The 24,333-nt window shown below is 54.3% G+C and carries 19 protein-coding genes, 1 riboswitch and 1 other annotated feature; of the genes, 6 read left to right on the forward strand and 13 right to left on the reverse strand.

Features of this window, described 5'->3' with window-relative positions; genetic code table 11:
• Nucleotides 1-56: 56 nt before the first annotated feature.
• From FZ040_RS10010 to FZ040_RS10050, 9 genes are all read right to left on the reverse strand, one after another.
• The gene (locus FZ040_RS10010) at nt 57-317 is read right to left on the reverse strand and encodes a cell division protein ZapA (RefSeq protein WP_149171853.1); all 261 of its coding nucleotides are present in this window, start codon (nt 315-317) and stop codon (nt 57-59) included.
• A 10-nt stretch (nt 318-327) separates the two neighbouring features.
• Nucleotides 328-2,763 (reverse strand): phenylalanine--tRNA ligase subunit beta, encoded by a 2,436-nt coding sequence (gene pheT / locus FZ040_RS10015; protein WP_149171854.1) that lies wholly within the window; start codon nt 2,761-2,763, stop codon nt 328-330.
• Nucleotides 2,764-2,781: 18 nt separating this feature from the next.
• A complete protein-coding gene (pheS, locus tag FZ040_RS10020) occupies nt 2,782-3,807 on the reverse strand; it encodes a phenylalanine--tRNA ligase subunit alpha (protein ID WP_149171855.1) in 1,026 nt (341 codons plus the stop codon).
• A gap of 50 nt (nt 3,808-3,857) precedes the next feature.
• Nucleotides 3,858-4,052 (reverse strand) — a binding site (T-box leader).
• A gap of 470 nt (nt 4,053-4,522) precedes the next feature.
• Entirely contained in the window at nt 4,523-6,334 is a 1,812-nt protein-coding gene (locus FZ040_RS10025; protein ID WP_149171856.1) for a GmrSD restriction endonuclease domain-containing protein, read from the reverse strand.
• A gap of 176 nt (nt 6,335-6,510) precedes the next feature.
• Nucleotides 6,511-6,708, reverse strand: coding sequence for a DUF3791 domain-containing protein (locus FZ040_RS10030; RefSeq protein WP_149171857.1), 198 nt, complete (start codon nt 6,706-6,708; stop codon nt 6,511-6,513).
• 207 nt (nt 6,709-6,915) lie between these two features.
• Nucleotides 6,916-7,443 carry a peptide-methionine (S)-S-oxide reductase gene (locus tag FZ040_RS10035; RefSeq protein ID WP_149171858.1) on the reverse strand — a complete coding sequence of 176 codons (528 nt, stop codon included), beginning with the start codon at nt 7,441-7,443 and terminating at the stop codon, nt 6,916-6,918.
• A 2-nt stretch (nt 7,444-7,445) separates the two neighbouring features.
• On the reverse strand, nt 7,446-8,648 hold the full coding sequence (gene meaB, locus FZ040_RS10040) for a methylmalonyl Co-A mutase-associated GTPase MeaB (RefSeq protein ID WP_149171859.1): 1,203 nt from the start codon (nt 8,646-8,648) through the stop codon (nt 7,446-7,448).
• A gap of 14 nt (nt 8,649-8,662) precedes the next feature.
• Nucleotides 8,663-10,864, reverse strand: coding sequence for a methylmalonyl-CoA mutase (scpA, locus tag FZ040_RS10045; protein WP_149171860.1), 2,202 nt, complete (start codon nt 10,862-10,864; stop codon nt 8,663-8,665).
• Nucleotides 10,864-13,056 (reverse strand): methylmalonyl-CoA mutase family protein, encoded by a 2,193-nt coding sequence (locus FZ040_RS10050; RefSeq protein ID WP_149171861.1) that lies wholly within the window; start codon nt 13,054-13,056, stop codon nt 10,864-10,866. The genes scpA and FZ040_RS10050 overlap by 1 nt, the downstream gene beginning before the upstream one ends.
• A 353-nt stretch (nt 13,057-13,409) precedes the next feature.
• Nucleotides 13,410-13,595, reverse strand: a riboswitch (cobalamin riboswitch).
• 176 nt (nt 13,596-13,771) lie between these two features.
• Between FZ040_RS10050 and cbiM the strand changes: the two genes are divergently transcribed.
• The 3 genes from cbiM to FZ040_RS10065 are packed head-to-tail and all read left to right on the forward strand — an operon-like array spanning nt 13,772 to nt 16,272.
• Nucleotides 13,772-14,788, forward strand: a complete 1,017-nt coding sequence (cbiM, locus tag FZ040_RS10055) for a cobalt transporter CbiM (RefSeq protein WP_149171862.1) — start codon at nt 13,772-13,774, stop codon at nt 14,786-14,788.
• A 12-nt stretch (nt 14,789-14,800) separates the two neighbouring features.
• Nucleotides 14,801-15,604: an energy-coupling factor transporter transmembrane component T gene (locus tag FZ040_RS10060; RefSeq protein ID WP_222930960.1), complete on the forward strand. Its 804-nt coding sequence runs from the start codon at nt 14,801-14,803 to the stop codon at nt 15,602-15,604.
• Nucleotides 15,601-16,272: an energy-coupling factor ABC transporter ATP-binding protein gene (locus tag FZ040_RS10065; protein ID WP_149171863.1), complete on the forward strand. Its 672-nt coding sequence runs from the start codon at nt 15,601-15,603 to the stop codon at nt 16,270-16,272. The genes FZ040_RS10060 and FZ040_RS10065 overlap by 4 nt, the downstream gene beginning before the upstream one ends.
• On the opposite strand, the gene FZ040_RS10070 is transcribed toward FZ040_RS10065, so the two are convergent.
• The 4 genes from FZ040_RS10070 to FZ040_RS10085 are packed head-to-tail and all read right to left on the reverse strand — an operon-like array spanning nt 16,201 to nt 19,905.
• Nucleotides 16,201-17,604, reverse strand: coding sequence for an AMP-binding protein (locus FZ040_RS10070; protein ID WP_149171864.1), 1,404 nt, complete (start codon nt 17,602-17,604; stop codon nt 16,201-16,203). The genes FZ040_RS10065 and FZ040_RS10070 overlap by 72 nt on opposite strands.
• Nucleotides 17,601-18,749, reverse strand: coding sequence for a thiolase family protein (locus tag FZ040_RS10075; RefSeq protein ID WP_149171865.1), 1,149 nt, complete (start codon nt 18,747-18,749; stop codon nt 17,601-17,603). The genes FZ040_RS10070 and FZ040_RS10075 overlap by 4 nt, the downstream gene beginning before the upstream one ends.
• Before the next feature lie 2 nt (nt 18,750-18,751).
• Nucleotides 18,752-19,318 (reverse strand): biotin transporter BioY, encoded by a 567-nt coding sequence (locus tag FZ040_RS10080; protein WP_149171866.1) that lies wholly within the window; start codon nt 19,316-19,318, stop codon nt 18,752-18,754.
• 44 nt (nt 19,319-19,362) lie between these two features.
• A complete protein-coding gene (locus tag FZ040_RS10085) occupies nt 19,363-19,905 on the reverse strand; it encodes a hotdog family protein (protein ID WP_149171867.1) in 543 nt (180 codons plus the stop codon).
• Between the two features lie 220 nt (nt 19,906-20,125).
• Between FZ040_RS10085 and FZ040_RS10090 the strand changes: the two genes are divergently transcribed.
• The 3 genes from FZ040_RS10090 (at nt 20,126) to FZ040_RS10100 (ending at nt 24,300) form a co-directional block, all read left to right on the forward strand.
• Nucleotides 20,126-20,812: a zinc-ribbon domain-containing protein gene (locus FZ040_RS10090; protein ID WP_149171868.1), complete on the forward strand. Its 687-nt coding sequence runs from the start codon at nt 20,126-20,128 to the stop codon at nt 20,810-20,812.
• Between the two features lie 171 nt (nt 20,813-20,983).
• Nucleotides 20,984-22,933, forward strand: coding sequence for a peptidase U32 family protein (locus FZ040_RS10095; protein WP_149171869.1), 1,950 nt, complete (start codon nt 20,984-20,986; stop codon nt 22,931-22,933).
• Nucleotides 22,934-23,001: 68 nt separating this feature from the next.
• Entirely contained in the window at nt 23,002-24,300 is a 1,299-nt protein-coding gene (locus FZ040_RS10100; protein ID WP_149171870.1) for an aspartate aminotransferase family protein, read from the forward strand.
• Nucleotides 24,301-24,333 lie beyond the last annotated feature (33 nt).

Genomic DNA, 24,333 nt, shown 5'->3' on the forward strand with positions numbered 1-24,333 from the left:
ATTTTTTTATTGTCCTCTTGACGGGGAGCAGTTCACTGGGCGTCATTTGGTATTATTTATTTTTCCTCGAGAAGCTCTACAAGTTCATTATAGTCTTGCTTGAGCTTATCAAATTCTTCTGCCAGCTGCAAGCAAGTCAACACCGCAATCTTGCGTTCATCAAAACTTCGCACTACCCGTGCCATCTGCTTCATGCGCTTATCGAGCTCTGCTGCCAGCTGGAGCATATGCTTCGGGTCATCGGTTTTCAGCGGATACGTATTGCCGTAGATTTCCACCAAGACCCGTTCCGCTTGTTTTTTTATCTCTTCTGCCATAATGTCCCTCTTATGCACGAAGTTCTGCCTGGAATTTTTCCTCAACGGCCTTGAGAATGCTGTTAAAGCCTGCATCGGCCTCCTCGTCGGTCAGCGTCTTGTCCTTGGACTGGAACTTGAGGTTGAACGCAAGACTCTTCTTGCCATCGGCCACATGCTCGCCCGTGTAAACATCGAACAGTGTTACGCCACAGAAGAACTTGCCGCCGTTCCTCTCAATGACCGTCTTGATTGCGCCCTCGGCCACCGACTCGTCGACAACGATAGCAAGGTCCCGCGCAATTGCCGGATATTTCGGCAGCGACTCATAATGGAAGTTCTTCGCCGTGTATTTCATCAGCGTCTCGACATCCATCTCGAAGAGGTAAACCTTCTGCTTGATGCCAAAGTTAGCGGCAACCGCCGGATGCAGCTCGCCCACCGTTGCGATTACTTCGCGGCCCTTCTTGAAGAGAGCCGTCTTGCCCGGATGCAGTGCGAAGTGCTCGCCAGCCTCAACCGTATAGCCGGAAATCGAGAGCGCGCGGAAGAGTTCCTCGACAATGCCCTTCATATCATAGAAATCAACCATCTCGTTGCTCTGGTTCCAGCCGAACGGATGACGGCGGCCCGTGATAAGGCCCGTGAGTTTTACGACCTCATCGGGAAGCTCCGTAACCGGCAGTGCCTTCGGATAGAATACCGGCGCCACATCGAACAGGCGGATATCGGTATTCTTGCGGGCAAAGTTGCGCACGGCATTTTCCATGATGCTCGTCAGCAAGCTCGTGCGGACCAGCGGTGCATCATCAGTCAGCGGGTTCATGATGGGGATAGCCTGACGCAGCATGCTGTCGGCCGGCACCTGCATCTTGTCAAACATCTCGGTGCTCGTAAAGCTGAACGACAGCTCCTCAGTCATGCCAAGGCTTGCGAGCACGTGCTTGATTTTATCGATGAAGTTCTGGCGAGCGCTCTGACGGCCCTGCATGACGCGGCCAAACGGCGTCGTCGACTGGATGTTGTCAAAGCCATAGATGCGCGAAACTTCCTCGGAAAGATCTTCCATATAAGTGCAGTCATTGCGCCAGGACGGAACCGTAGCCGTATAGACCTCCGCGCCTTTCTCCTCGATGGCAAAGCCAAGGCTTTCAAGAATCTCGACCATCTTAGCCCCAGCCAGCTTCGTGCCCAGGCGCTTGTTGATCTGCTCCGCCGTGAAGTCAATCTTGACCGGCTCTTTCGGCTGCGGATAAACATCGACGATGCCCTTCGTAACCGTGCAGGCGCCCATTTCCTGCAGGAGCTGGGCCGCACGGTCGAGGGCTCGCGGCGTATTCGTTACATCGACCCCGCGCTCGAAGCGGCCCGATGCCTCAGAATGCAGGCCGCAGCTGCGTGACGTACGGCGAATGTTCGGACCGTAGAACGAAGCTGCCTCGAGAACGACCGTCGTCGTCTTCTCGGTGACTTCCGTCTCGAGGCCGCCCATGACACCAGCCAGGCCAGCCGGCTTCTCATCGTCAGCGATGACGAGCTCCGTGCCCTTGGCTACCCGCGACGAATCGTCGAGGGTATGGAGGTTCTCGCCAGCCTTGGCGACACGAGCCGTCAGGTGATGGCCCTTGATTTCATCATAGTCATACGCATGCATCGGCTGGCCCAGCTCGATCATGACAAAGTTCGTGACATCGACGACGTTGTTGATGGCGCGGATGCCAGCCCCTTCCAAGCGCTGCTGCATCCATTCCGGCGACGGGCCTATCTTGACGTTCTTCAGCACGCGGGCCGAGAAACGGTCACAGAGGTCCTTGGCCTCGATATCAATCTTGACCATGTCCGCAGCACTTGCCGCATCGTCCTCGTTCACCTTGATTTCCGGGTAATGCGGCTCGTTACCCGTCAGCACAGCGGCCTCACGCACGAGACCCATGACGCTGAAGCAGTCGCCACGGTTGGCCGTGAGCTCGAATTCGAGCACGACATCGTCAAGGCCCAGCACATCTTTAGCCGGAACGCCAACCGGCGTATCAGCCGGCAGGATGTAGATGCCGTTCTTCTGCTCCTCCGGCAGCTTGTCGAGGTCCATGTGAAGCTCATCAGCCGAGCAGAGCATGCCGTTCGACGGCAGACCGCGCAGCTTGCCTTTCTTGATATGAAGGCCATTGGGCAGATGCGCGCCAATCATAGCCACCGGCACAATCTGGCCCTCTTTGACATTCTGCGCACCCGTGATGATCTGGATGAGCTCTTTTTCGCCCACATTCATCTGGCAAATCTGCAGATGATCCGAATCCGGATGTGCTTCGAGTTTTTCAATGCGGCCCGTGACGACCTTATCGAGTCCCTCATCCGCGCGAATGACGTTCTCGACCGGCACACCGGACATCGTATATTTATCGGCAAGTTCTTCTGCCGTTTCGTCAAATTTAATGTAATCGTTCAGCCATTTAATGGAAACCTGCATCGTATAACCTCCTCAATCTCAGAACTGGCTCAGGAAACGCATGTCGTTATCATAGAACAAGCGCAGATCATCGACACCATAGGACAGCATAGCGATACGCTCAACACCCATACCGAATGCAAAGCCGCTGACCTTTTTCGGATCATAACCGCTCATCTCGAGGACATGCGGATGAACCATGCCGGCACCGAGGATTTCCAGCCAGCCCGTGCCCTTGCAGACCTTGCAGCCTTCGCCGTGGCACATGACACAGGAAATATCGACCTCAGCCGACGGCTCCGTGAATGGGAAGAAACTCGGACGGAAGCGGACGCCGACATTCTCGTTGAAAATCTGATGCAGGAACAGCTCCAGCGTGCCCTTGAGGTCCGCGAGGCTGATCCCCTCGTCGATGACCAGGCCCTCAACCTGCGTAAACATCGGCGAATGCGTAGCATCGTACTCATCGCGGCGATACACGCGGCCCGGTGCAATCATGCGAATCGGTTTATTCGGTTCGTTGCTCTGCATTGTGCGGGCCTGAACCGGCGACGTCTGCGAACGCATAAGAATCTCTTCCGTGATATAGAAGGAATCCTGCATATCGCGGGCCGGATGATCCTTCGGCAGATTCAGCGCCTCAAAGTTGAAGTAGTCGCGCTCAATCTCGGGACCTTCTTCTACGCTAAAGCCCATGTGCACGAAAATATCCTTGATGCGCTCCAGTGTCAGCGTCAACGGATGCAGATGCCCCATCGGTACATTGCGGCCCGGCAGCGTCACATCGATGCGCTCACTGGCAAGACGTGCCTCGAGTTCCTTAGCTTCAAGCGTTTTCTTCTGCTCCCCGATGAGCGCTTCAATCTCGCCCTTGGCGGCGTTGACAATCGCGCCGACTTTCGGACGCTCCTCCGGGCTGAGGCTGCCCATGCCGCGCAGGATCGCGGTAAACTCGCCCTTCTTGCCCAGATATTTGACGCGGATATCGTTGAGGGCTGCCACATCGCTAGCGCCCTTGACGGCTGCGGCAGCTTCGGCCTTCAGCTGTGCAATCTTCTCTTCCATCGAATAACCTCCTACTATCAAAAAAGCCCTCGCCCCTTGCGCAACAGCGCACGAGGGGCGAAGGCATAAATTCGCGGTACCACCCTGATTTCTCACTCAAATGACTTTAACGCAGTCCTACGTCCGGCATTTCCTCCGAAAGACTCCAAAGCGAACGTTCAACCCACCACACCATCCCCTTTCCACCAGCCGGGGACTCTCTAAAGATGTTCTGCGAGCCTACTCTTCTTTTTCATCGTCACGATACGTTAAAGTGTAACATAGATACCAGCATTTTGCAAATCGCCAGCAGCAATCCCTATGATGTATTGAAAAAGCCAGCCAAAAGCCTTATAATGTAAATAGAAAAAGGCCACCGATAGACGGATTATTCCCTCGCTCGATGGTTAATGACTAAATATCTTTAGAAATAACCGCCGTTTTTCGAGGACAGGCGGTTATTTCTTTTTTACCTCTATAATGAGGAGCAGGAGAAGCAGGAGCTTCAGCGTGTCCGCATCTATCGGTAACACCTCCACTTCTGGTTGGCCAATCGACCGCGCTTACGCTTGGCCTCAAAGCACCTTTCTGCGAGGGTGTACGTTGCAAATAATCCGCCTACCGTATCTGGTGGCCTTGGCAGGCCAAGCCTGCCGCACACATTATATCATGCCCCGTCCAAGCGAACAACCTCAAAGTGAGTTGTTGCAAAAACAAAGCATACCAATTCATGATTTTATAGTGATGAATAATATTTTTTTACAAATGCCGCCATCAACATTCGACGCTGTCTAAGAAACTCTGCATAATCTTCATACGTCATTGTTGTTATTTTTTCTGGTATGGCATTCTCTTGCAAATTCATCCGCAATTGCGTTCTCTCAGTGATATTACCGATTTCTATCTTTTTAGTCTCACACTGTTTACTGATTTTCTGAAAATAAATATTAGGAGCATCATCACTAATCGCCTTATTGACTTGCGTATCCAAATAAGTATAGTTAGCTACCTGATTGTATTGGCTATTGCTTGTGATTCCATTACGCTTGAGGTAGGCCTTGGGGAAAATGTGATGGACATCGCCAGCAACATTCATCAAATCAGAAATCATCGTTCCATGCATGAATAAGGAATTGCTTCCCCGATTGATTTGTGCAGCCAAAAACGTATGAAAGGCGGGGCTACTTCCTGACGCTGTTTCCAACCGCTGAGGAAGCGTAATATCCCAATAAGTATCCGAAAGAACAGAAGCCTCGATCTCTTTCGCAAAGGTTAGAAACCCCTTTTCATTAATCATACGGATATCTCGGCTCATTACCGATTCTGGCGACCCCACATAACGGCCAGTTAGTGTCGATAAAACGAACCACTTTTGAACCAATCTCTTAATCTGTACTGAGGGAATTGTATTATCGTCCAACAAACGCAAATACAACATATAAGCAAAATCCAATGTCATTTGTGAGTTTAGCAGCTTACTAGATTTAAAGCCAGCACCTTTGATTGCCAGTACAAAGCCCTGGAAATTATTTTCATTTATGAACGCACGTATCCCTTCGCCTAAACGCCGGTATGAATCTGCAATAATATCTTCCCGGAATTCTTTCGTCTCAAAATCACGTCCAGATAACAGACTGACAAGATCTGCTAGTTTGCCACGGCTAAACTTATACATAAATGCCACGCGAAGCATATCGCCATAATCCGGTTCATATATTTCTTCATGGTCTTTAGCCAGCCATTTGATTTTATCTGCATACGGCGTAGCAATAAAATTTTCATCTTTAACCATCTGCGCATAAAAATCCGGTTTTACTGCCAAATGACAGAAATAATCTACAACTTTGCGCAGGAGATTTCCCTGATGAGCTGTATCCGAAGCCATTTTCGACATAACAAAGTCAGACTGGCTCAGTGATGTCCCTTTCGAATTAATTCGAATAAAAATTTCTGTTACCTCATCAATATCCAAAGACTGATCAAGTTCAATCACGCCAATTTGCCTGTCAGCAATCTTTTTGACACCAGTAATTGTCTCTGATAAATCATCAATATCCACCTCTGGATTATTGGCAGCATATTTATTTTCAAAGGCACGTTGCTTAAATCCCGCTTTAAATATCTCTGAAATATCCGGAATCCACTTCTTGTCCTTCAAGTGTGATGCATCCTGTACGGCAAAACGCTTAGATGAATCTTTTGCTTGTGGATTAAAAGCAATCTTAATGCGATCAAGATTAAAATCTTCATCCATCACCTTTTTCCCTGAAATAGCTGCCATTATAGCGGTAATACGCTGCTGACCATCAATCAAGATATGATTTCCACGTGACATACTACCATCCTTTGTACGTACATCCGGATTTTTCCAGGTGATGATATATCCAGTAGGATAGCCATTATAGAGCGAGTCGATCAAGTCGCGTACTTGGCTACGTCTCCAAACAAAGGGGCGTTGTATTTCAGGAATTACAAATTCCTCCGCATCAATCATCCCAAGGATTGAACCAATCCCCAATGAACGCAAGGTAAATTTTTCTGTTTGCATCCTATCTCCAACTTCCTGTTTTTAAATTCTGTCATGCTTTACCTAGGATAACTATTTATTCTTTAATTTTTGTAGTAATTTCTCCTTAATAGAACTTTTATAAAATTTGGCTTATCCACAAAAGAGCCGACGCTCTTTCTAAAACTTATCTCCTTCTGTTTCTTCCAGCAACTGCACTAACACCTTATAATCAAGATATCATCGACCAGATAGCCGCTCCCTTGTGTATGGAGGATATCGTAATTGGGAACAAGATACTCGTCGATGCAACCTGTTGCCTGAAGTTTTTGGTAAACCTGCTTAGGGGACAAATTCCACATATTCGCACAGGCATGAATCATATAAACAACAAATTCCATTGTAGTCTTGTTCATTTCCATTCCTCCTGCCTTAGTAAACCAATTATAATTTGCTGATAATAATTATACTATTTTTTCCTCTATTTAGAAAGATTTTATCCCTCGGCAAGAAGTTTTCTGCCCCCCACCAAAAGAGCCAGCAATCAGAGTTATCTAGTTGACCACTCTGATTGCCGGCTCTTTTTATCCTCTACCGATTGCTTCCCCTATTTATTTTGTTACCTAGTACCGCACCTGCTCCCGAAACGATTTCCAATCGATAAACGATTCGGCGTCGGGATGTTTGGTGTAGTAGTTTTGATGCTCTTCGGCGGCTTCGCGGAAAGTTTTCAGCGAGGTGGCTTTGGCGTAGCATTTGCGTACGGCTTTGCTGTTGGGGTCGTTGATGGTAAGGCCGGCCCCTGTTGCCGCTGGGGCTTTGCCGCGGCTTGCGAGGAAGTGCATGTAGAACTGCAAGTGCGGTTCGTCTTCGGCATCGGTGTACCAGACACCAGCGCGGAATTCTTTGCCAATCGCCTTGCCCTGGCCATCGGGACGGTATGGTGTCACGACGGCAAACAGGATATCCATGAGCATGGAGAGGTCCACTTTTTTCGGATTGTACTCGACTTCGATGCCATGCACCTCATCGTCGTTACCCTCTCCCGTCAGGTAGCCAACGCGCGTTGTTACGACGCCGGGCAGGCCGGAAAAAACCGCCTGCAACTCGTGGAAATCACCGCCCGAAAAGTAAATCTTTTTCGTATACATGCCTAGCGCCCGCCTCCTTTGTCTTCCCGCGGATGGAACAAATCGTCCTGCCTTGCGGCCGCCCGCTGCACGTCAAACATGTGGATGAGCTCGGCCACCGCCTGCGTCGGCGAAATCGTACCGCCAAGCACGGCCTCCTTGACCTCGGGCATCCTGCCCTTGATGACGGGGTCCTCGAGGAACAAATTGTGCAGATGCTCGTCAATCATGCTGTGCATCCAATCGAGCAGCTGTCCATCGCGGCGCTTTTGGAACACGCCGCTTTTCTTGGTCATCTGTTCAAAGGCCTGCATGACTTCCCAGAGTTCTTTGAGCCCGGTCTTTTCGATGGCTGAGGCCAGATACGCATGCGTAGGCCAGCCCGGTGTAGCCGGACGGATGTATTCAATCATGCGCTCGAACTCGCCGCGCGCCACTTTGGCCTTGGTGAGATTATCGCCATCGGCCTTGTTGACGACAATCGCATCGGCAAGTTCCATAATCCCCTTTTTGATGCCTTGCAATTCATCGCCAGCGCCGGTCAGCACGACGAGCATGAAGAAATCCACCATCGACCGCACCGTCGTTTCTGACTGGCCGACGCCTACGGTCTCGATGAGGATGATATCATAGCCAGCGGCCTCACACATCAGCATGGTCTCACGGCTTTTGCGGGCCACTCCCCCAAGTGTCCCGCCAGCCGGCGAGGGCCGGATAAAGGCCTCGGGCCGTCTTGAGAGCGTCCCCATGCGCGTCTTGTCGCCAAGGATAGAGCCCTTGGTGACTGAACTCGTCGGGTCAACGGTTAAGATGGCCACGCGATGCCCTTCATCGCAAAGCATGTTGCCGAGCGCCTCAATCATCGTGCTCTTGCCAGCCCCCGGCACACCGGTGATGCCGATGCGCAGTGCCTTGCCCGTGCGCGGCAAAAGCCGCTGGAGCACGCGCTGGGCTTTCTTGAAATGGCGCGGACTGTTGCTCTCGATGAGCGTGATGGCCCGCGACAACGTCATGCGGTCACCATTTGCCACGCCTTCGACATACTCGTCTTCGGTCAGCACCATGCGCCGCTTGGGCCGCAGTTTGCCGCTTTGGATGGCCGGATTGATATTGCCGACCGTCGTATCCTTGATGCCCTCGATGCCGCCCATGACTGAGCAGGCAAATTTTTCATCCTTTTCCTCTGGCACCCAGCTCGGCTTGCTGACCGAATATTTCTGTGCCATGCGTATTACCCCCCCTACTCTTCTGCGAGTTCTTCCTTCGCGCGGTCGATGAGCAGCGTCAGCAGCTTGCAGCCAGCCTCAGGGATATTCGTGCCTGGGGCAAAGATGGCGACGGCGCCATGCTCATAGAGGAAATCATAATCCTGTACCGGAATGACGCCGCCGATGGCGACCATGATGTCCTCGCGGCCGAGTTTCTTGAGTTCCTCGACGAGCTGCGGCAAAAGCGTGTTGTGACCAGCGGCCAGTGAACTGAAACCGACCATGTGCACATCGTTGTCGACGGCATCCTGCGCGGTTTCCTCCGGCGTCTGGAACAGCGGCCCGACATCGACATCCCAGCCCATGTCCGCAAAGCTCGAGGCGATGACCTTCTGCCCGCGGTCGTGACCGTCCTGGCCCATCTTGGCGACGAAGATACGCGGACGACGGCCCGTGAGCTCCTCAAATTCATCGGCCATGTGACGCGCTTTTTCCAGTGCGCTCTTGTTCGTGAACTCGGACGAATAGACGCCCGAAATCGTATGGATGACGGCCTGATAGCGGCCCGAAACCTTCTCGACTGCATCGGAAATCTCGCCGAGCGTACAGCGCACGCGGGCGGCTTCGACAGCACAATCGAGCAGGTTGCCGTTGTCACGGCTATCAGCGGCCTTCGTGATGGCTTCGAGCGCGCGGCGCACATCGTCGTCGTTGCGCTCACTGCGGCATTTTTCCAGACGCTCAATCTGCGCCTGACGCACAGCCGTGTTATCGATGGCGAGGATTTCGAGCGGGTCTTCCTTGTCGAGACGGTATTTGTTGAGGCCGACGATGGTCTCATTGCCCGAGTCGATTTTTGCCTGACGGCGGGCCGCCGCCTCTTCAATGCGCATCTTCGGCAGGCCCGTACTGATGGCCTTGGCCATGCCGCCCAAGGACTCGACTTCCTGGATATGCGCCCAGGCACGGCGGATGATTTCGTTCGTCAATGCCTCGACGTAGTACGAACCGCCCCACGGGTCGATTATCTTGCAGACGCGCGTCTCATCCTGAATGTAGAGCTGCGTGTTGCGCGCAATGCGGGCCGAGAAGTCTGTCGGCAGCGCGATGGCCTCATCGAGCGCATTCGTATGCAGCGACTGCGTATGGCCGAGCGCCGCGCCCATGGCCTCCATGCAGGTACGCGAAATGTTGTTGAACGGATCCTGTGCCGTAAGCGACCAGCCTGAAGTCTGGCAATGGGTACGCAGGGCCATGGATTTTGGATTCTCGGCACCAAACGATTTGACGATCTTTGCCCAAAGCACGCGGGCCGCCCGCATCTTGGCCACTTCCATGAAGTAGTTCTTGCCAATAGCCCAGAAGAACGACAGGCGTTTAGCAAACGCATCGACAGCCAGTCCCGCATTGATGCCCGTGCGCAGGTACTCGAGGCCATCGGCCAGCGTGTAACCAAGCTCGATGTCCGCCGTAGCGCCAGCCTCCTGCATGTGGTAGCCCGAAATCGAAATGCTGTTGAACTTCGGCATGTTCTTCGTCGTGTACTCAAAGATATCGCCGATGATGCGCATGGACATGTCTGGCGGATAGATATAGGTGTTGCGCACCATGAACTCTTTTAGGATATCGTTCTGGATCGTGCCCGCCATGATTGACTTGTCAACCCCCTGCTCGATACCAGACTGAATATAGAACGCGAGGATTGGCAGCACCGCGCCGTTCATCGTCATCGATACCGACATCTGGTCAAGGGGGATGCCCGAGAACAGAATGTTCATATCGAGCATCGAGCAGACCGAAACGCCAGCCTTACCGACATCGCCGAGCACGCGCGGGTTGTCGGCATCATAGCCGCGATGGGTCGGCAGGTCAAAGGCAATCGACAGGCCTTTCTGTCCGGCGGCCAGGTTGCGGCGGTAGAACGCATTGGATTCCTCTGCCGTCGAAAAGCCTGCATACTGGCGGACCGTCCAGGGACGGAATACATACATCGTCGAATACGGCCCGCGCAGACACGGCGGGATGCCGCTGGCAAAATCGAGATGATTCATGTGATCGTATTCGTCATGATTGTAGAACGGCTTTACCGGAATGTGCTCCATCGTGCGCGCAGTCATTTCGTCATAGCTGGCGCTGACCTGCTCTTCAAAGAGTTTCTGCCACTCTTCTTTCGTATGCTGCGGTGCCTCCCGCAGGTCCATGCTCGTAAAATCAGGATTCTTAAACGCTGCCATTATGCCATCATTCCTTTCTTCTGCTGCAGGAACTGCAGGATTTTGTAACAATTGGCCCGTACCGAAATGTAATCATCGATGCCCGCGGCGTTGTACGTCTCGAGCAAATCTTTCGGTGCGGCACCAGCCAGATAGACCGTTGCTTCTGGCAGCGCTTTATGAAGTTTCGGAGCTAAATCAGGAACGATGTCAGGATACGTCGCATCGGTCGAGCAGATGACCACAGCATCGGCGCCGGACTCAGCCGCAGCGGCCGCCGCCTCGTCCGTCGTCTTGAACCCATCGTTGCGCAGTACCTCAAACGCACCGACCTGCAAAAAGCCCGTCGTAAAATCAGCCCTTGCCTTATGCTGCGGAATCGGCCCCATATTGGCAAGGAAGATGCGCACGTTGCCGCCCTTTTCGGCCGCATATTGTTCCGTGCGGTGGCGCAGCGCCTCAAAGCGCTCGCTCCAGCGATGCGGCGCGATTTTCTCGACTTCTGGCACCGCGCCCTCTTGCGGCAAGGCGCCCCAGAGTTCCGGCAGCGTTGCGCCAGCCTCAGCGGCCGCAATCGCCGCCGTCACGCGATCGGTTGCCGTAGATAGTGCCGCGAGCTTTTCGTCGCGATACGCGCCGTCGATATCGGCAAGATACGCCTCGATGGCCTGCGCACGCTGCTTCTTGTTTTCTGCCCAGTCCTCGGTGCGCGGGTCGAGAAGTTTTTCAGTCATATTCGGATACATGTTGTTGCCGACGATGCGGTCACGTCTTAGCTCTGCGTTCTTGAACCGCTCGGCCAGCACCTCGCCGATGGCCTGCTGTGGCGTGCCCGCCTTTAGCGCCTCGACAATGCCGCCGGCGCTCTCGGCTTCCTGGAACGCCTGCCAGATTTTTTCCTTGACCTGCTTCGTCAGCGTTTCCACGGCCCACGAGCCGCCAGCGGGGTCAATCGGCTGCAAGAGGCCGAACTCCTCCTGCAGGATGATCTGCACGTTGCGCGCGATGCGGCGCGAGAACACGTCGCCCTTGCGAATCGGCTCGTCAAACGGCGCGTTCTCGAACGAATCGATGCCACCGACGACCCCCGAGAAGATTTCGGTCGTGTTGCGCAGCATGTTGACGTACGGGTCATAAACCGTCTTGAAGAAAAGCGCCGGCCTTGCATGGACGTGCATACGCTGTGACTCAGTATTGCCGCCAAAGGCCGCGATAATCTGCGCCCAGATTGGCCGCATGGCGCGCAGTTTGGCAATCTGCAGGAAGAAATTGGCGCCCATCGAAAAGCCGAACATGATTTGGCTCGCCGCCTCGTCAATGGAGAGTCCGCGTTTTTGCAATTCACGAAGATACGTGACGGCCGTATCAATCGTGTACGACGCCTCCTGGATATCGCTGGCACCGCCGCGGCTGTAAACATCACTGCGGACCATAATCGTGCGCAGGCCCGGGGCATTTGCCAGCGCCCACTTCGCACAATCGGCCATTTCCTCATAGCGGTTGTCAAGCGGTGCTTCAAGCGTCCCGCGCTCGGCGAGCTCGCCAATCGGGTCCGCGCCGATAAAGCCGCGCACCGCCTTCATATCCTTGCCCGAGGCCCGGCGCACCGCGGCCACCATTGCGAGCATCGGCAAGGCCGTCTGTCCGGCATAGATGTATAGCGGATGCTCGTCGAGCTTCAAGCCGTCGAGCAGTACATGAAGATCGTCAAGTGTCGTTACGCTGCAGCCCTCGTCGCCGGGCTTTGCCGCCTCGCGTGCATCCTGACCGGTGAGTGTTGACTGGTCAAGTTTGACATGATAAATCGTCGAGCCCTTTTCAAGCTCGTATTTTAACAGCTCATTGTTCTCGGCCGGCAGCGTTTCATCGCAGGCCTGCGCAATCCCCCAGGGCGACTTGATATAGCCGTTAGGCCGCGAGCCGCGCAGGAAATCATCCATGCCGGGGAAGGACGTGCGTGGAAGGATTTCCTCGGTCGTATTGCGGAAGTACATCGGGTCAAACGTGATGCCCTCGTAGGTCTTCGTGAACATCTTCTTTTCAAAGGGTGCTCCCTTCAGGAGCGTAATACAGTTCTCCTTCCATTCCTCATACGTCGGCGGGGTAAACTCGTCGAGCGGTACGTCGGGAAACTCGGTCTGCTGCTCGGCCTTCTTCAAGATGGCCTGCAGGTCAAGTTCCGACTCTGCCTGTGTCTTTGTGTCATTACTCATATACATTTCCCCCTTTAAAGGTAGAATAATATATGCTCCATTTCACCCGTCCAGGCAAAAAAAGAAGGTCTCGATCCTTCCACAAATCGAGACCCTTGCTGCAACAATGGCAGCCAATACATAGAACTGAATGAAATGTATGAGCAATTTCTTCCCCACAGAAGATTCCATGAGGAAAAACCTTTCGCCTAAAGTCAAGAACAGCGAGAATACATACCACAATGAGCCCATTTCCTGCTACTCGCGGAAATGGGCTCATCTTGAAAAACATTCAGTCCTAACGGTCAGGTAAACGCCTGACTCTTTCTAAACTAAATCGTCCAAGATCCCCATCCCCATCGCTCGCAGGTCAAACGGTGATCGTTAATCAGGCAGTTCTCCTGGCTCCAGTTCATCGCTCCTCCGCGCCTTCCCAAAGAGGCTTTTTCCCCCTCCAGTGACATATCTGCGGAGTTGCTCGCTGTTACAGTGGCGGGACCGCGCCGGATTTTACCGGCTTCCCTATTAAGTCTTGCGACACCTGATCCAATCGCGATATTCTTTTTTAACTGACACTTATTTTACTATTGTTTTCGCTTATTGTCAAATTTTATCGAAAAAAATCACAGATCAAAATCGTATCCCCCCCTGGGGCTTACAACTTTTGTGAAAATACTTTAAACTGAAACCGTATTAGGTCTTATCTATATCATATTTAATGTTAGGAGTTGATACTATGCACATTCCCGAAAACTATCTGAGCCCGTCCACCTGCGCCGTATTCGGTGCTGCCATGGCACCGGTCTGGTGGCTGGCCGTACAGAAAGTCAAACAGGAAGTTCCCAAGGAAAAGATGCCGATGCTGGGGATTGGCGCGGCCTTTTCGTTCCTCGGCATGATGTTCAACCTGCCGCTGCCGGGCGGCACGACGGGTCACGCAGTCGGCGCTGTACTGCTGGCCATCATGTTTGGCCCTTGGTCGGCCTGTCTGGCAGTCAGCATTGCCCTGTTCGTGCAGGCGCTCTTCTTCGGTGACGGCGGCCTGCTCGCCTTCGGCGCCAACTGCTTCAACATGGCGTTTGTCATGCCGTTTGCGGGCTTTGCCATCTATCGCGCCCTGAAAAAAGCCATGCCGGCCCATGAACTGATTGCCGCAGGCGCAGGCGCCTATGTCGGCATCAACCTGGCCGCACTCTGTGCCGCTATCGAGTTCGGTCTCCAGCCGCTGCTCTTTACCGACGCCGCCGGTCACGCGCTCTACTGCCCATATCCGCTTGCCATCTCGATTCCAGCGATGATGGTCGGCCATCTGACGCTGTTCGGTCTTGCCGAAGTCATCTTCACGACGGCTATCCTCGGCTATCTGAAAAAGGCTGCGCCCTCGCTTCTGGCCGATACAGCCCAGCAGGCAGGTGCCGGCCTGAAGACCATCTACGGACTGGTTGCCCTGCTGATTCTCGGCACGCCGCTCGGATTACTCGCCTCAGGCACAGCTTGGGGCGAATGGGATCCTGAGGAACTTGCCGAGCAGGACTTCCTCGGCTCGGCCCTCGGCTATACGCCAGCTGGCATGGAGGACGGCTTCTCCTTTGATGCCCTGTTCCCCGACTATGCCATCGCCGGTCTGCCAGAATCCTTCGGCTACATCCTTTCGGCTATCATCGGTACGGCACTTCTGATACTGACATTCAAGATCTTCGCGTCATTTATCCACACACCTACGAATTATGACGCCTCAATTGCCAAACACTAAGGGGCTTATTGCATGATAAAACTTCCACCATGGGTAACACAGGAAGAAAACTATCAGCCAAATCGGGACCGGGACTATTTCATCTCCCGGTCTCTTTTGCGTGTGATGACTGTGCTGCTCGCCATCCGCCAACAGGCAGAGCATTCCGCTTTGCGCCATATCTCGGCCTGCAGTGCGCTCTGTTTCCTGTTTTTCTGGCTGCTATTTTGCGTGACCGCGCATACGTCAGCGTTCCTGCTCTGCGAGCTCGCGCTGACGCTGGTGCTGCTCTGCCTGCTGCCCGGCCGTCTGGTATGGCCAGCGGTACAGGCCTCGCTTGCCGCCGCCTGCTTTTCCCTGCTGCTGATCCTGCCTGCTGCCCTAATCGGCAGCGGCCCGCTCGTCCTGCTGCTGCCCCTCAAGACCTTCCTGTCCGTTGCGGCCCTTAGCATCCTGCGCGCCATCCTGCCCTGGAATGAACTCACGTCGGCCCTGCGCAGGTTCCATGTGCCGCAGACCGTCATCTTCCTCTTAGACACCACGCTTCGCTACATCATCCTGCTCGGCGAAATCGCCCGCGACATGCTCATCGCCCTCAAGCTGCGCTCCATTGGCAAAAACCAGCACAAGCAGCGCGCCGCTGGCGGCGTGCTCGGCACCATGTTCCTGCGCTCTAAGGAGATGTCTGAAACCATGTACGAGGCCATGATCTGCCGCGGCTTTACCGGTGAATACCTTCCCGGACGTGAGCAGTCCTTCCGCCCAGGCGACAGCCTGCTCCTGCTGCTCATCCTGCTCTATCTCTATCTTTTCCTGCGACTGGAGGCTATCCTATGATTGACTTTGACGATGTCTGCTACGCTTACGATGGCGAGCCTGTCCTGCGCCACGCAAGTTTCCATATAAAAAAAGGCGAGACCGTCGTGCTGCGCGGGCCAAACGGCGCGGGTAAATCCACGCTGCTGCGCATGCTGAACGGTCTCATCTATCCAGAACTTGGTACTTATCAATTTTGCGGTACGGAAATCACTGCGGCCAAAATGCGTGAGCATCGCTACGCCAAATGGTTCCATCAGCAGATGGGTTTTGTCTGGCAAAATCCCGATGCCCAGCTCTTCTGTGGCAGTGTCGCCGAGGAACTCGCCTTTGGCCCTGAGCAGATGGGCCTTTCCACAGCTGAAGTCAAAAGCCGCGTTGAAGACGCGCTGGAGCTTCTCGGCCTTGCGCACTTGCGCGGCCGCGCGCCCTATACGCTCTCCGGCGGCGAGAAGAAAAAGACAGCGATTGCCTCCATCCTGACGATGAATCCGAGCATCTGGACCTTCGACGAGCCGCTAAGCGCCCTCGACGAAAAATCGCAGGCATGGCTTTGCGACTTCCTGCAGGCCTTAAAAGACGCGGGCAAGACACTAATCATCGCAACGCATGACGTTTCACTTGCCAGCACACTGGCCGATAAGACACTCACCATCCACGCCGACCATTCGGTCGAGCTGTCGGCGTAAAGCTGTGCGATCCACCTTGCCGCGGTCATTGAGCGGCATCTGCGGCAAGAACGTGATGACGCGCGGGACTTCGACCGGCAAAAGCGCCTGCCGGATGCTGTGGCGCATGGCTTTTGCTGTCACCGTCTCCTCCTTGACCAGGAAAGCCGCCAGCGTGCTGCCGCGCAAGCTATCGCTGACGGGCAGGACAACGGCCGCGCAGATGCCAGGGATTGCCCGCAGCTCATTTTCAAGCCGCAAGGTGCTGATTTTCACGCCGCCCTTATTGACCCAGGCATCGCGGCGCCCCGCAAAGATAAGCTCACCATCTTCATTGAGGCGGCCTGTATCCTTGACCGAAAACGGCACCGGCACACCGCTGACATGATACGGCGTATCGACATAGATAAGGCCATCACGCACCGTCACTTTGACGCCTGGAAACGGCCGGCCCAAATTGCACGGGTCACGGTCGGGGTCCTCACAGATGGCATACGTGATGTAGTTGAGCTCGCTCGCACCATAGTAGAGAACAAGCTCGGCCCCAGGCAGCAGCTGCTGCAGCTCGCGGATATTGCGCGCACTTAAAAGCTGCGAGCCCGTGAATAAACACCGTACCTTCGGCAGGACAGCCGGATGCGATGCCAGCAGCAGCTGCAGTTTCGTCGGAATCAGATAGATTACATCGACGTCCCACGCGCGCAGAAGCTGTCCCCAGCGGCGGCAGTGCATCCACTGACTCGTCACGATAGTGCCGCCCGCGTAGAGCACCGACTGCAGCGTATTGAGATTGCCGGTAAAGCTCAGACTCCCCTGCAGGAACAGCCGCGTTGCCTGCCCGACATGGAAGATGGGATTCTGCACAGGAAAAAAGCCCGCCCAGCTGTCATACGTGCGGTACATGACCTTGGGCGTGCCCGTCGAGCCCGAGCTCAGCACGCCAAGGATATCGGGTTCGCTATGCGGCACCATTTTGTTTCCAGTCCGTTTAAATGACCAGTCAAAATCTGACTGGTCATTTTTGTTTGCCGATAATACCAGCAGCCCCTGCAGACGATTCTCCTGCAAAATAGCCTGCACCTGCTGCGGCGGCAGGCCATGATGCATGAGGATTGGCCGCGCCTTTAGCGCCTGCAAAGCCAGAAAACCAGCCAGCTGGCCGGCAAACGTATCGGCCAGCAATAAAATATCGGCCCCAGACAGCTCCTTGGGCAGGCGTTCTGCGAGTTGACCAGTCAACTGCTGAACCAACATCAAAAACCGTTGATAGCTCCATTCCTCTCCATCCACAACGAGAAACAGTTTCTCCGGCTGGCGCGATGCCCCCTGTTGTAATAACGTATAATAATTCATTCTACCAGCTCCAATGCGATTGCTTCCCCCATACCGCCCGCACCAGCTATCGACAAGATGCCGCAACCGCCGCCTGCGGCCCGCAGGGACTCCACCAGATGCGCAAGCAGTATGGCACCCGACGCGCCATACGGATGACCATAGGCCAGCGCCCCGCCAAAGCGGTTGTAATTTACCACGCAGTCCGGATGCGCACGCTTAAACAATACATCGATGACCGCAAAGGCCTCGTTAAACTCGATGGCCTGCAAATCCTCGTAGCGCCAACCGAGCCGAGCCAGCAAAACATCGGCCGTGCGCATCGCTCCACGCGGACTCTGGGCGGGATTGCCGCCAACTGCCGCCGTCCCAACGATACGCGCAAGCGGCCGCCGTCCCTGACGCCGCACATAATCCCCTGATGCCAGCACCGCAAAGGCCGCTCCATCATTGATGCAGCAGGCCGTCCCCGCCGTAAGCGTCGTGCCTTCCCCCAAAAGCAGCGGCAGACGGCTGAGCAACCGCTGGCTCATGCGCGGACGGATGCCGTCATCTTTCGACCAGCCTTGAACCGGCACAATCCTATCCTTTAAGACGCCAGCCTTTACGGCAGCTGCCGCGCGCGCGTGCGACCGCAGAGCCCATGCTTCAAGCTCTGCGCGCGTGACGCCTTCCTCAGCCGCCACGCGCTCCGCGCCACGCAGCATCGTATCGGGCGCCATATCCCCAGGCGCAAACTGCGCCGTATAATATTCCCCATTACCATCCGGCACAAGTTTATAGCGCTCATCAGCGGGTGCATACGTCCGCAGTGGCTGCAGCGATGAGCTTTCCATACCGCCTGCAATCCACACATCGCCTTGACCACTTGCCACATTTGCATAGGCCATCGCCATAGCCGCGGCTGCTGACGCGCACTGCATGTCAACGGTGCAGGCTGGCACCGCTTCGGGAAGTCCCGCCAGCAGTGCCATAAGCCGCGTGATATTGCCGCCCGTACCAACGGCATTGCCGCCGAGGATGCCATCGACTGCCGTAAGACCGCAGCGCTGCACGAGTGATTTTACAACCTCAGCGCCCAGCACCTCGGGCCGTATCGCCTTAAACTTTCCGTTCTTGCCGACAATCGGTGTCCGTAGCACATCGAGTACATATACGTCCTGCATGCTTAAAGATTCTCAAGCATCTTATTGACGCGCACACCGATAAATGCCGCCAGCAGCGCCTTCATGATATCGCCGGGGATAAACGGAAATACCGCCATAATAAGCCCCTGCCACAGACCGACTTTCATGACGAGCATCATCGAGATAAGGCCGCCGACATAGGTGAGCGGCACACCGGCGAGCACAGCTGCCAGCGCATAACGGCGAAATGAAATGGCCTTGCCTTTGAGTAGGCTGACGAGCAGGCAGACAAACGGCCAGCCAAAGTAAAAGCCGCCCGTCGGCCCTAAGAGACGGCCCAGGCCGCCCATGCCGCCTGGGAATACCGGCAGGCCCACCGCACCTAAGAACACATAGGCCGCAATCGTAATAAACGTAAGCTTTGGCGGCAGCACGAGTGCCGTCACCGTCAGCGCCACCGTCAGCGCCGTCACGAGTCCCGGCGTGAACGGAAGCGGGAACGAAATAAATGCCGACACACAGCAGAAGGCCAAACAAAGTGCCATCTTCGTCAGCTGCCGCGTCGTAAATTTTTCTTCTGTTAACGTCATGGTTGTTTCTCTCTGCATGTCAAAAACCTGCCTTTATCCTCAAAAATAAAATCAATGCCTCGTTACTGCCAACGAAAAGCCGCCGTCATTTTCTCCTGCTGGAAAAATTTTCCCGCGGACCAGTCAACCAAAACAGTTCCGGCTGTCATCGCATGATAAAACCGCAGCGAAAGCAGCTTTTTTCCTGCCGGGCGCTCGCCTAGCAGCTTTTCCATGAGCAAAAGCCCCGGAATAACCGGCCGCTCCCCTTGATGAATCCAGTTCGTATCGCCAACGGCCTCCGTAAACGCCTGCACCGCTGCCGGTTCCACCTGCCAATTTGACAAGTCATTTTGACCGGTCAATTGACTTGTCAAATTTGACTTGTCAGGCAGCTGCTTTTGATAGCGGCCTAACAGCATCGTCACCTCAAGCACTTCCTTTCCAGCTGTGCATCGCACCTGGAATAATCCATGCCGGTCCTTTAGCACCTCCAAGCCAGCCGTCGCCACGGATTCATCCTCCATCAGCTGCCAATCGGCCCGCATGATAACTGCGCCAGCAAACCGTCCGCCTTGCAGGCGCGACAACGTCCGCGCCAGCTCGCGAAAAAAGTTTTGTTCCATAATGACCTCCCGCAAACAATTTTCATTATAAACATCTCCGCCTATATCGTCAACTAATTGTTTTCTCTTTGGTTTACCTTAAGTTTTTTCCTTTACTCTCTGCCTAAAATTTACCATTTCCCGATTTCCAAGAAACTTTTAAAGTTCTTCAAGGGTTGTTTTTAATCTTCCATGCTACTTTTAACTATGGACTTTATTTTTATAAAGGAGTGTTTCAATTATGTTCTGTAAAAATTGTGGAGAACAGCTCCCCGACAATGCCCTTTTCTGTAAAAAATGCGGCACAAAAGTCGTCGATACACTTTCTTCCCCACCCGCTATGCCGTCAAAAAAAATTATCCCAGCTAAACCATATTCCACGGGCAAAAAAATTATGCTGGGAATCCTCGTACTTATTATCCTTATTTTCGGCTCCATCGGAATCCATAACAAAAAACATGCCGAGGAACCGGCAGCACAGCCAACAGCCGAAGAACAACAGCAGCAGCCTAAGCAGGAGCAAAAAGAAACTCCGAAAAAGGCTCAGCCAGCGCCCAATACACCACAAATCGCGCTTGACGGCATTCAAATCAAAAAAAATTCCTGGGGTGAACCGCAGCTGCACCTCGATATCCGCAACACCGATGCCGAAAAGACCATCGATAAATATCGCATCGTTGTCTATGCCTTCGACAGTAACGGCCTGCTATTAAAGAGCAGTATCAATGAGGCTACCTGTTACCACGGCAGCGGTGAATCGCCAATTGCTCCGGGCGAAACGCTGAAAAACACCAGATCCTGGACCCTTCATGGCTTCGACAACGGACAAAAATTCCGGGCCAAGGTCATCTACCTCCACTACACAGACAACACCAAATGGAAAGCCGCCAGCGGCCAGGATATCAGTCTGACTGGCACCATCAGCTGACATTTTCCCCTTGCAAGCTTCTGCCCCAGCGGCAGAGGCTTTTTGTTTTCCCCCGCATTTCTGCTTTATCCTTTCATATATATTGAAGCTCGTTCCTTTTCCTGTTATACTTATGAATTAGGACTATCATATATAGATATCATTTATTTTAAAAGGAGTAACTTACCTATTATGATTTTAAATCGTAAATCTGTTGAACTTCTGGCACCAGCGGGCACTTGGGATGCGCTCGTAGCTGGTGTTGAATCCGGTGCCGATGCCTGCTACCTCGGCGGCAAGCACTTCAATATGCGCATGCACGAAGGCGACTTCAACTTCGACGATGAGATGCTCAAGAAGGCCATCGCCTACACCCATGAGCACGATGTCAAGCTCTACATCACGCTCAACAACCTCATCAGCGACGAAGAGGTTCCGGCCCTGCGCGAGTACCTCGCCTATCTCAATGAAATCAAGCCGGACGCACTGCTCGTCCAGGATTTTGCCGTACTCGAGCTCGTTCACGAAATGGGCATCGACATCCCCATCCATACGTCGGTCATGATGAACACGCACAACGAGCATGCCATCGAAAAACTCAAGGAATACGGCATCACGCGCATCGTCGTCGGCCGCGAGATGACGCTCTCTGAGCTCAGCCTGTTCCGCGAGCGCACGGGCATCGAGGTCGAGTATTTCATGCATGGCGATATGTGCATGAGCGAAAGCGGCCAGTGCATCCACTCTGGTGTCATCTTTGGCCAGAGCGGCAACCGCGGCCGCTGCCTCAAACCCTGCCGCTGGGCCTACTCGCTCATCGACGAGCAGACGGGGGAAGTCCTCGACAAAGACAGCGACGGCGCTTACAAGCTTGCGCTCAAGGACATGTGCATGTACCGCTCGATTCCGCAGCTTATCCAGGCTGGCGTCTTCTCCTTCAAGATTGAAGGCCGCATGCGCCCGGCACCGTTTATCCGCCGCATCGTATCCACGTACCGCAAGGCCATCGATGCCTATATCGCCGATCCGATGGGCTATAAAGTTGATGAAGAAGGCTGGAAGAGCCTCTATGAGAACCGTGCCCGCGACTTTACGACGACCTTTGCCTTCGGCTCCCCGACGAAACAGGATATCGGCATGACCGGCGAGCGCGAACCGCGCTTCTTCAGTGACGCCGTCAAAGAAGCCGGCTTCCAGGATGAAATCCTCAAAAAAGAGCGCGACATCAACAAAGAAAACGACGCGCACCGCACGCTGAGCGTCCGCGTCAATACCATCGATTCCGCCAAGGCAGCTGTCGATAACGGCGCTGATGTCATCTACGTTGGCGGTGAAGCCTTCCGCCCATTCCGTCCCTGGACGCTTTCCGAATACGCAGACATCATCGCCTATGCCAAGGGCAAGGCCAAGGTCGTCATCAACACGCCGCGCACGACCATGCGCCGTGAGTGTGGCGAACTCGAGCAGTTCCTGACGGCGATTGCTTCCCGTCCGGAGCTGGCCGCTGACGGCATCATGGTCAGCAACCTTGGCTCGCTGAAACTTGCCAAGCAGTACACGAAACTGCCGATCCAGGCCGATGTCTCGTTTAACCTCTTTAACCATCTGGCTGCCAAATTCCTCAAGGAAAACAGCCTCGTCATGGCCTGCTCTTCCCTGGAACTTTCCTTCGAGCAGTTGCGCGAAATCGTGGAAAGCTCTGAGCTTCCAATTGAGACAATCGTTCATGGCTCCTACGAATCCATGATTTGCGACCACAATATCCCGGGCATGTCCCTGCCGCATTATAGCGAGCTCGACAATCCGGAGGTTCTCGACCGCCGTTATGCGCTGCTCGACAATGCCAAGGAGAAACATTCCATCCGCATCGATCAGTTTGGCCGCAACCACATTTACTTTGCCAAGGATCTCTGCCTCTATCCGTATCTTAAAAAATTCAACGGCATCGCCTCCTACCGCATCGAGGCGCAGGACTACACGCCAGAGTTTACAGGCAAAGTCACAAAACTCTATCGCGAAGCGCTTGACGCACTGGCGAGCGGCCAGGAAATTGACCAGTCAAAACTCGCCGAGCTCCAGCAGGGCCCGCGTGAACTTGGTCTTGGTACCTTCCGCTTCCGCCAGAGCCGTAACTCCATCTAACATCGTTTTTACAACAACACCCTTCGGTAGTGATGTGCCGAAGGGTGTATTCGGAAAGGATACAAAAAATGGAAAAAAAGCACTACATTGGCCCTGAGGCCATCATCGAAAAGAAAAAGAAATACATCATGCCATGCCTGGCCCACTTCTACTCGAATCCGCAGCAGATGGTCAAAGGCTCGATGCAGTACCTCTGGGACAGCAACGGCAAAAAGTATCTCGACATGTACGCTGGCGTATCCGTCATGAACTGCGGCCACTGCAATCCCGAAATTACCGCGAAAATCAAAGAACAGGTCGATAAACTCCAGCACGTCTGCAACATCTACCTGACCGAAAACTTCGTCAACCTCGCCGAAAAACTCGCCGCAGTAACGCCGGGCGACCTGCAGAAATCCTTCTTCTGCTCCACGGGCTCGGAGGCCACCGAAGGGGCACTGCTGCTCGCCGAAGTCTACAGTGGCAACAGCGAAATCATCGCCCTGCGCCAGGGCCTTCACGGCCGCACGAAACTCGGCATGAGCGTAACGGGCCTTACGATGTGGCGCACGGCGCCGACGCCGGTCGGCGGCATCCACTTTGCCCCGAACCCAAACTGCTATCGCTGCCCGATGAACAGGAAATTCCCGGAGTGCGACTACGCTTGCGCCAATGCCATCGAAGACCTCATCAAGACGGCGACATCTGGCCACCCAGGTGCCTTCATCGCCGAGACGATTCAGGGCAACGCTGGCTGCGTTGTACCGCCGAAAGGCTACTTCAAGCGCGTCAAGGAAATCCTCGAGAAATACAACACGTTGCTCATCATCGACGAAGTCCAGACAGGCTTTGCCCGCACCGGTAAGCTCTTTGCCATCGAAAACTACGACGTCGTCCCCGACATCATGTGCATGGCCAAAGCCCTCGGCAACGGCACGCCGATTTCGGCCTTTATCGCAAGTAGTAAAGTCGCGGACACCTATACGCGCCCAGGTGCTTCGACGCTCGGCGGCAACCCAGTTTCCTCCGAAGCCGCACTAGCCGTTCTCGACTATATCGAAGAGCATAAGCTCGTCCAGAATGCCCAGGAGCGCGGCGAGCAGCTGCGCGCCGGCCTGCGTGAACTCCAGAAGAAGCACCCGGTCATCGGCGATGTCCGCGGTCTCGGCCTCATGGACGGCGCGGAATTCATCCATGCCGATGGCAGCGAAGCCCCCGAAATCCTTGACGATGTCTTAGAGACCCTCAAGGACCGCGGCTTCATCATCGGCAAGAACGGCGTTGGCCGCAACGTCATGGCCTTCCAGCCGCCACTTATCATCACCAAAGAAAACGTCGACGACGTACTGAACGCTGTCGACATGGTGCTGACCGAAAAAAATCTCTGATACCACACATAAAAATACCCCCGCTACATCGCA

This window comes from Pseudoselenomonas ruminis (assembly GCF_008271295.1).
GTDB lineage: Bacteria > Bacillota > Negativicutes > Selenomonadales > Selenomonadaceae > Selenomonas_A > Selenomonas_A ruminis.

Bases quoted from the DNA above. Each gene is read 5' to 3' on its own strand.
- pheS (WP_149171855.1), bottom strand. From the start codon at position 3,807: ATGGAAGAGAAGATTGCACAGCTGAAGGCCGAAGCTGCCGCAGCCGTC.
- FZ040_RS10090 (WP_149171868.1), top strand. From the start codon at position 20,126: ATGTTCTGTAAAAATTGTGGAGAACAGCTCCCCGACAATGCCCTTTTC.
- FZ040_RS10025 (WP_149171856.1), bottom strand. From the start codon at position 6,334: ATGCAAACAGAAAAATTTACCTTGCGTTCATTGGGGATTGGTTCAATC.
- cbiM (WP_149171862.1), top strand. From the start codon at position 13,772: ATGCACATTCCCGAAAACTATCTGAGCCCGTCCACCTGCGCCGTATTC.
- FZ040_RS10085 (WP_149171867.1), bottom strand. From the start codon at position 19,905: ATGGAACAAAACTTTTTTCGCGAGCTGGCGCGGACGTTGTCGCGCCTG.
- FZ040_RS10100 (WP_149171870.1), top strand. From the start codon at position 23,002: ATGGAAAAAAAGCACTACATTGGCCCTGAGGCCATCATCGAAAAGAAA.
- FZ040_RS10030 (WP_149171857.1), bottom strand. From the start codon at position 6,708: ATGAACAAGACTACAATGGAATTTGTTGTTTATATGATTCATGCCTGT.
- FZ040_RS10050 (WP_149171861.1), bottom strand. From the start codon at position 13,056: ATGAGTAATGACACAAAGACACAGGCAGAGTCGGAACTTGACCTGCAG.
- FZ040_RS10095 (WP_149171869.1), top strand. From the start codon at position 20,984: ATGATTTTAAATCGTAAATCTGTTGAACTTCTGGCACCAGCGGGCACT.
- FZ040_RS10035 (WP_149171858.1), bottom strand. From the start codon at position 7,443: ATGTATACGAAAAAGATTTACTTTTCGGGCGGTGATTTCCACGAGTTG.
- FZ040_RS10060 (WP_222930960.1), top strand. From the start codon at position 14,801: ATGATAAAACTTCCACCATGGGTAACACAGGAAGAAAACTATCAGCCA.
- FZ040_RS10075 (WP_149171865.1), bottom strand. From the start codon at position 18,749: ATGCAGGACGTATATGTACTCGATGTGCTACGGACACCGATTGTCGGC.
- meaB (WP_149171859.1), bottom strand. From the start codon at position 8,648: ATGGCACAGAAATATTCGGTCAGCAAGCCGAGCTGGGTGCCAGAGGAA.
- FZ040_RS10065 (WP_149171863.1), top strand. From the start codon at position 15,601: ATGATTGACTTTGACGATGTCTGCTACGCTTACGATGGCGAGCCTGTC.
- FZ040_RS10080 (WP_149171866.1), bottom strand. From the start codon at position 19,318: ATGCAGAGAGAAACAACCATGACGTTAACAGAAGAAAAATTTACGACG.
- FZ040_RS10010 (WP_149171853.1), bottom strand. From the start codon at position 317: ATGGCAGAAGAGATAAAAAAACAAGCGGAACGGGTCTTGGTGGAAATC.
- pheT (WP_149171854.1), bottom strand. From the start codon at position 2,763: ATGCAGGTTTCCATTAAATGGCTGAACGATTACATTAAATTTGACGAA.
- FZ040_RS10070 (WP_149171864.1), bottom strand. From the start codon at position 17,604: ATGAATTATTATACGTTATTACAACAGGGGGCATCGCGCCAGCCGGAG.
- scpA (WP_149171860.1), bottom strand. From the start codon at position 10,864: ATGGCAGCGTTTAAGAATCCTGATTTTACGAGCATGGACCTGCGGGAG.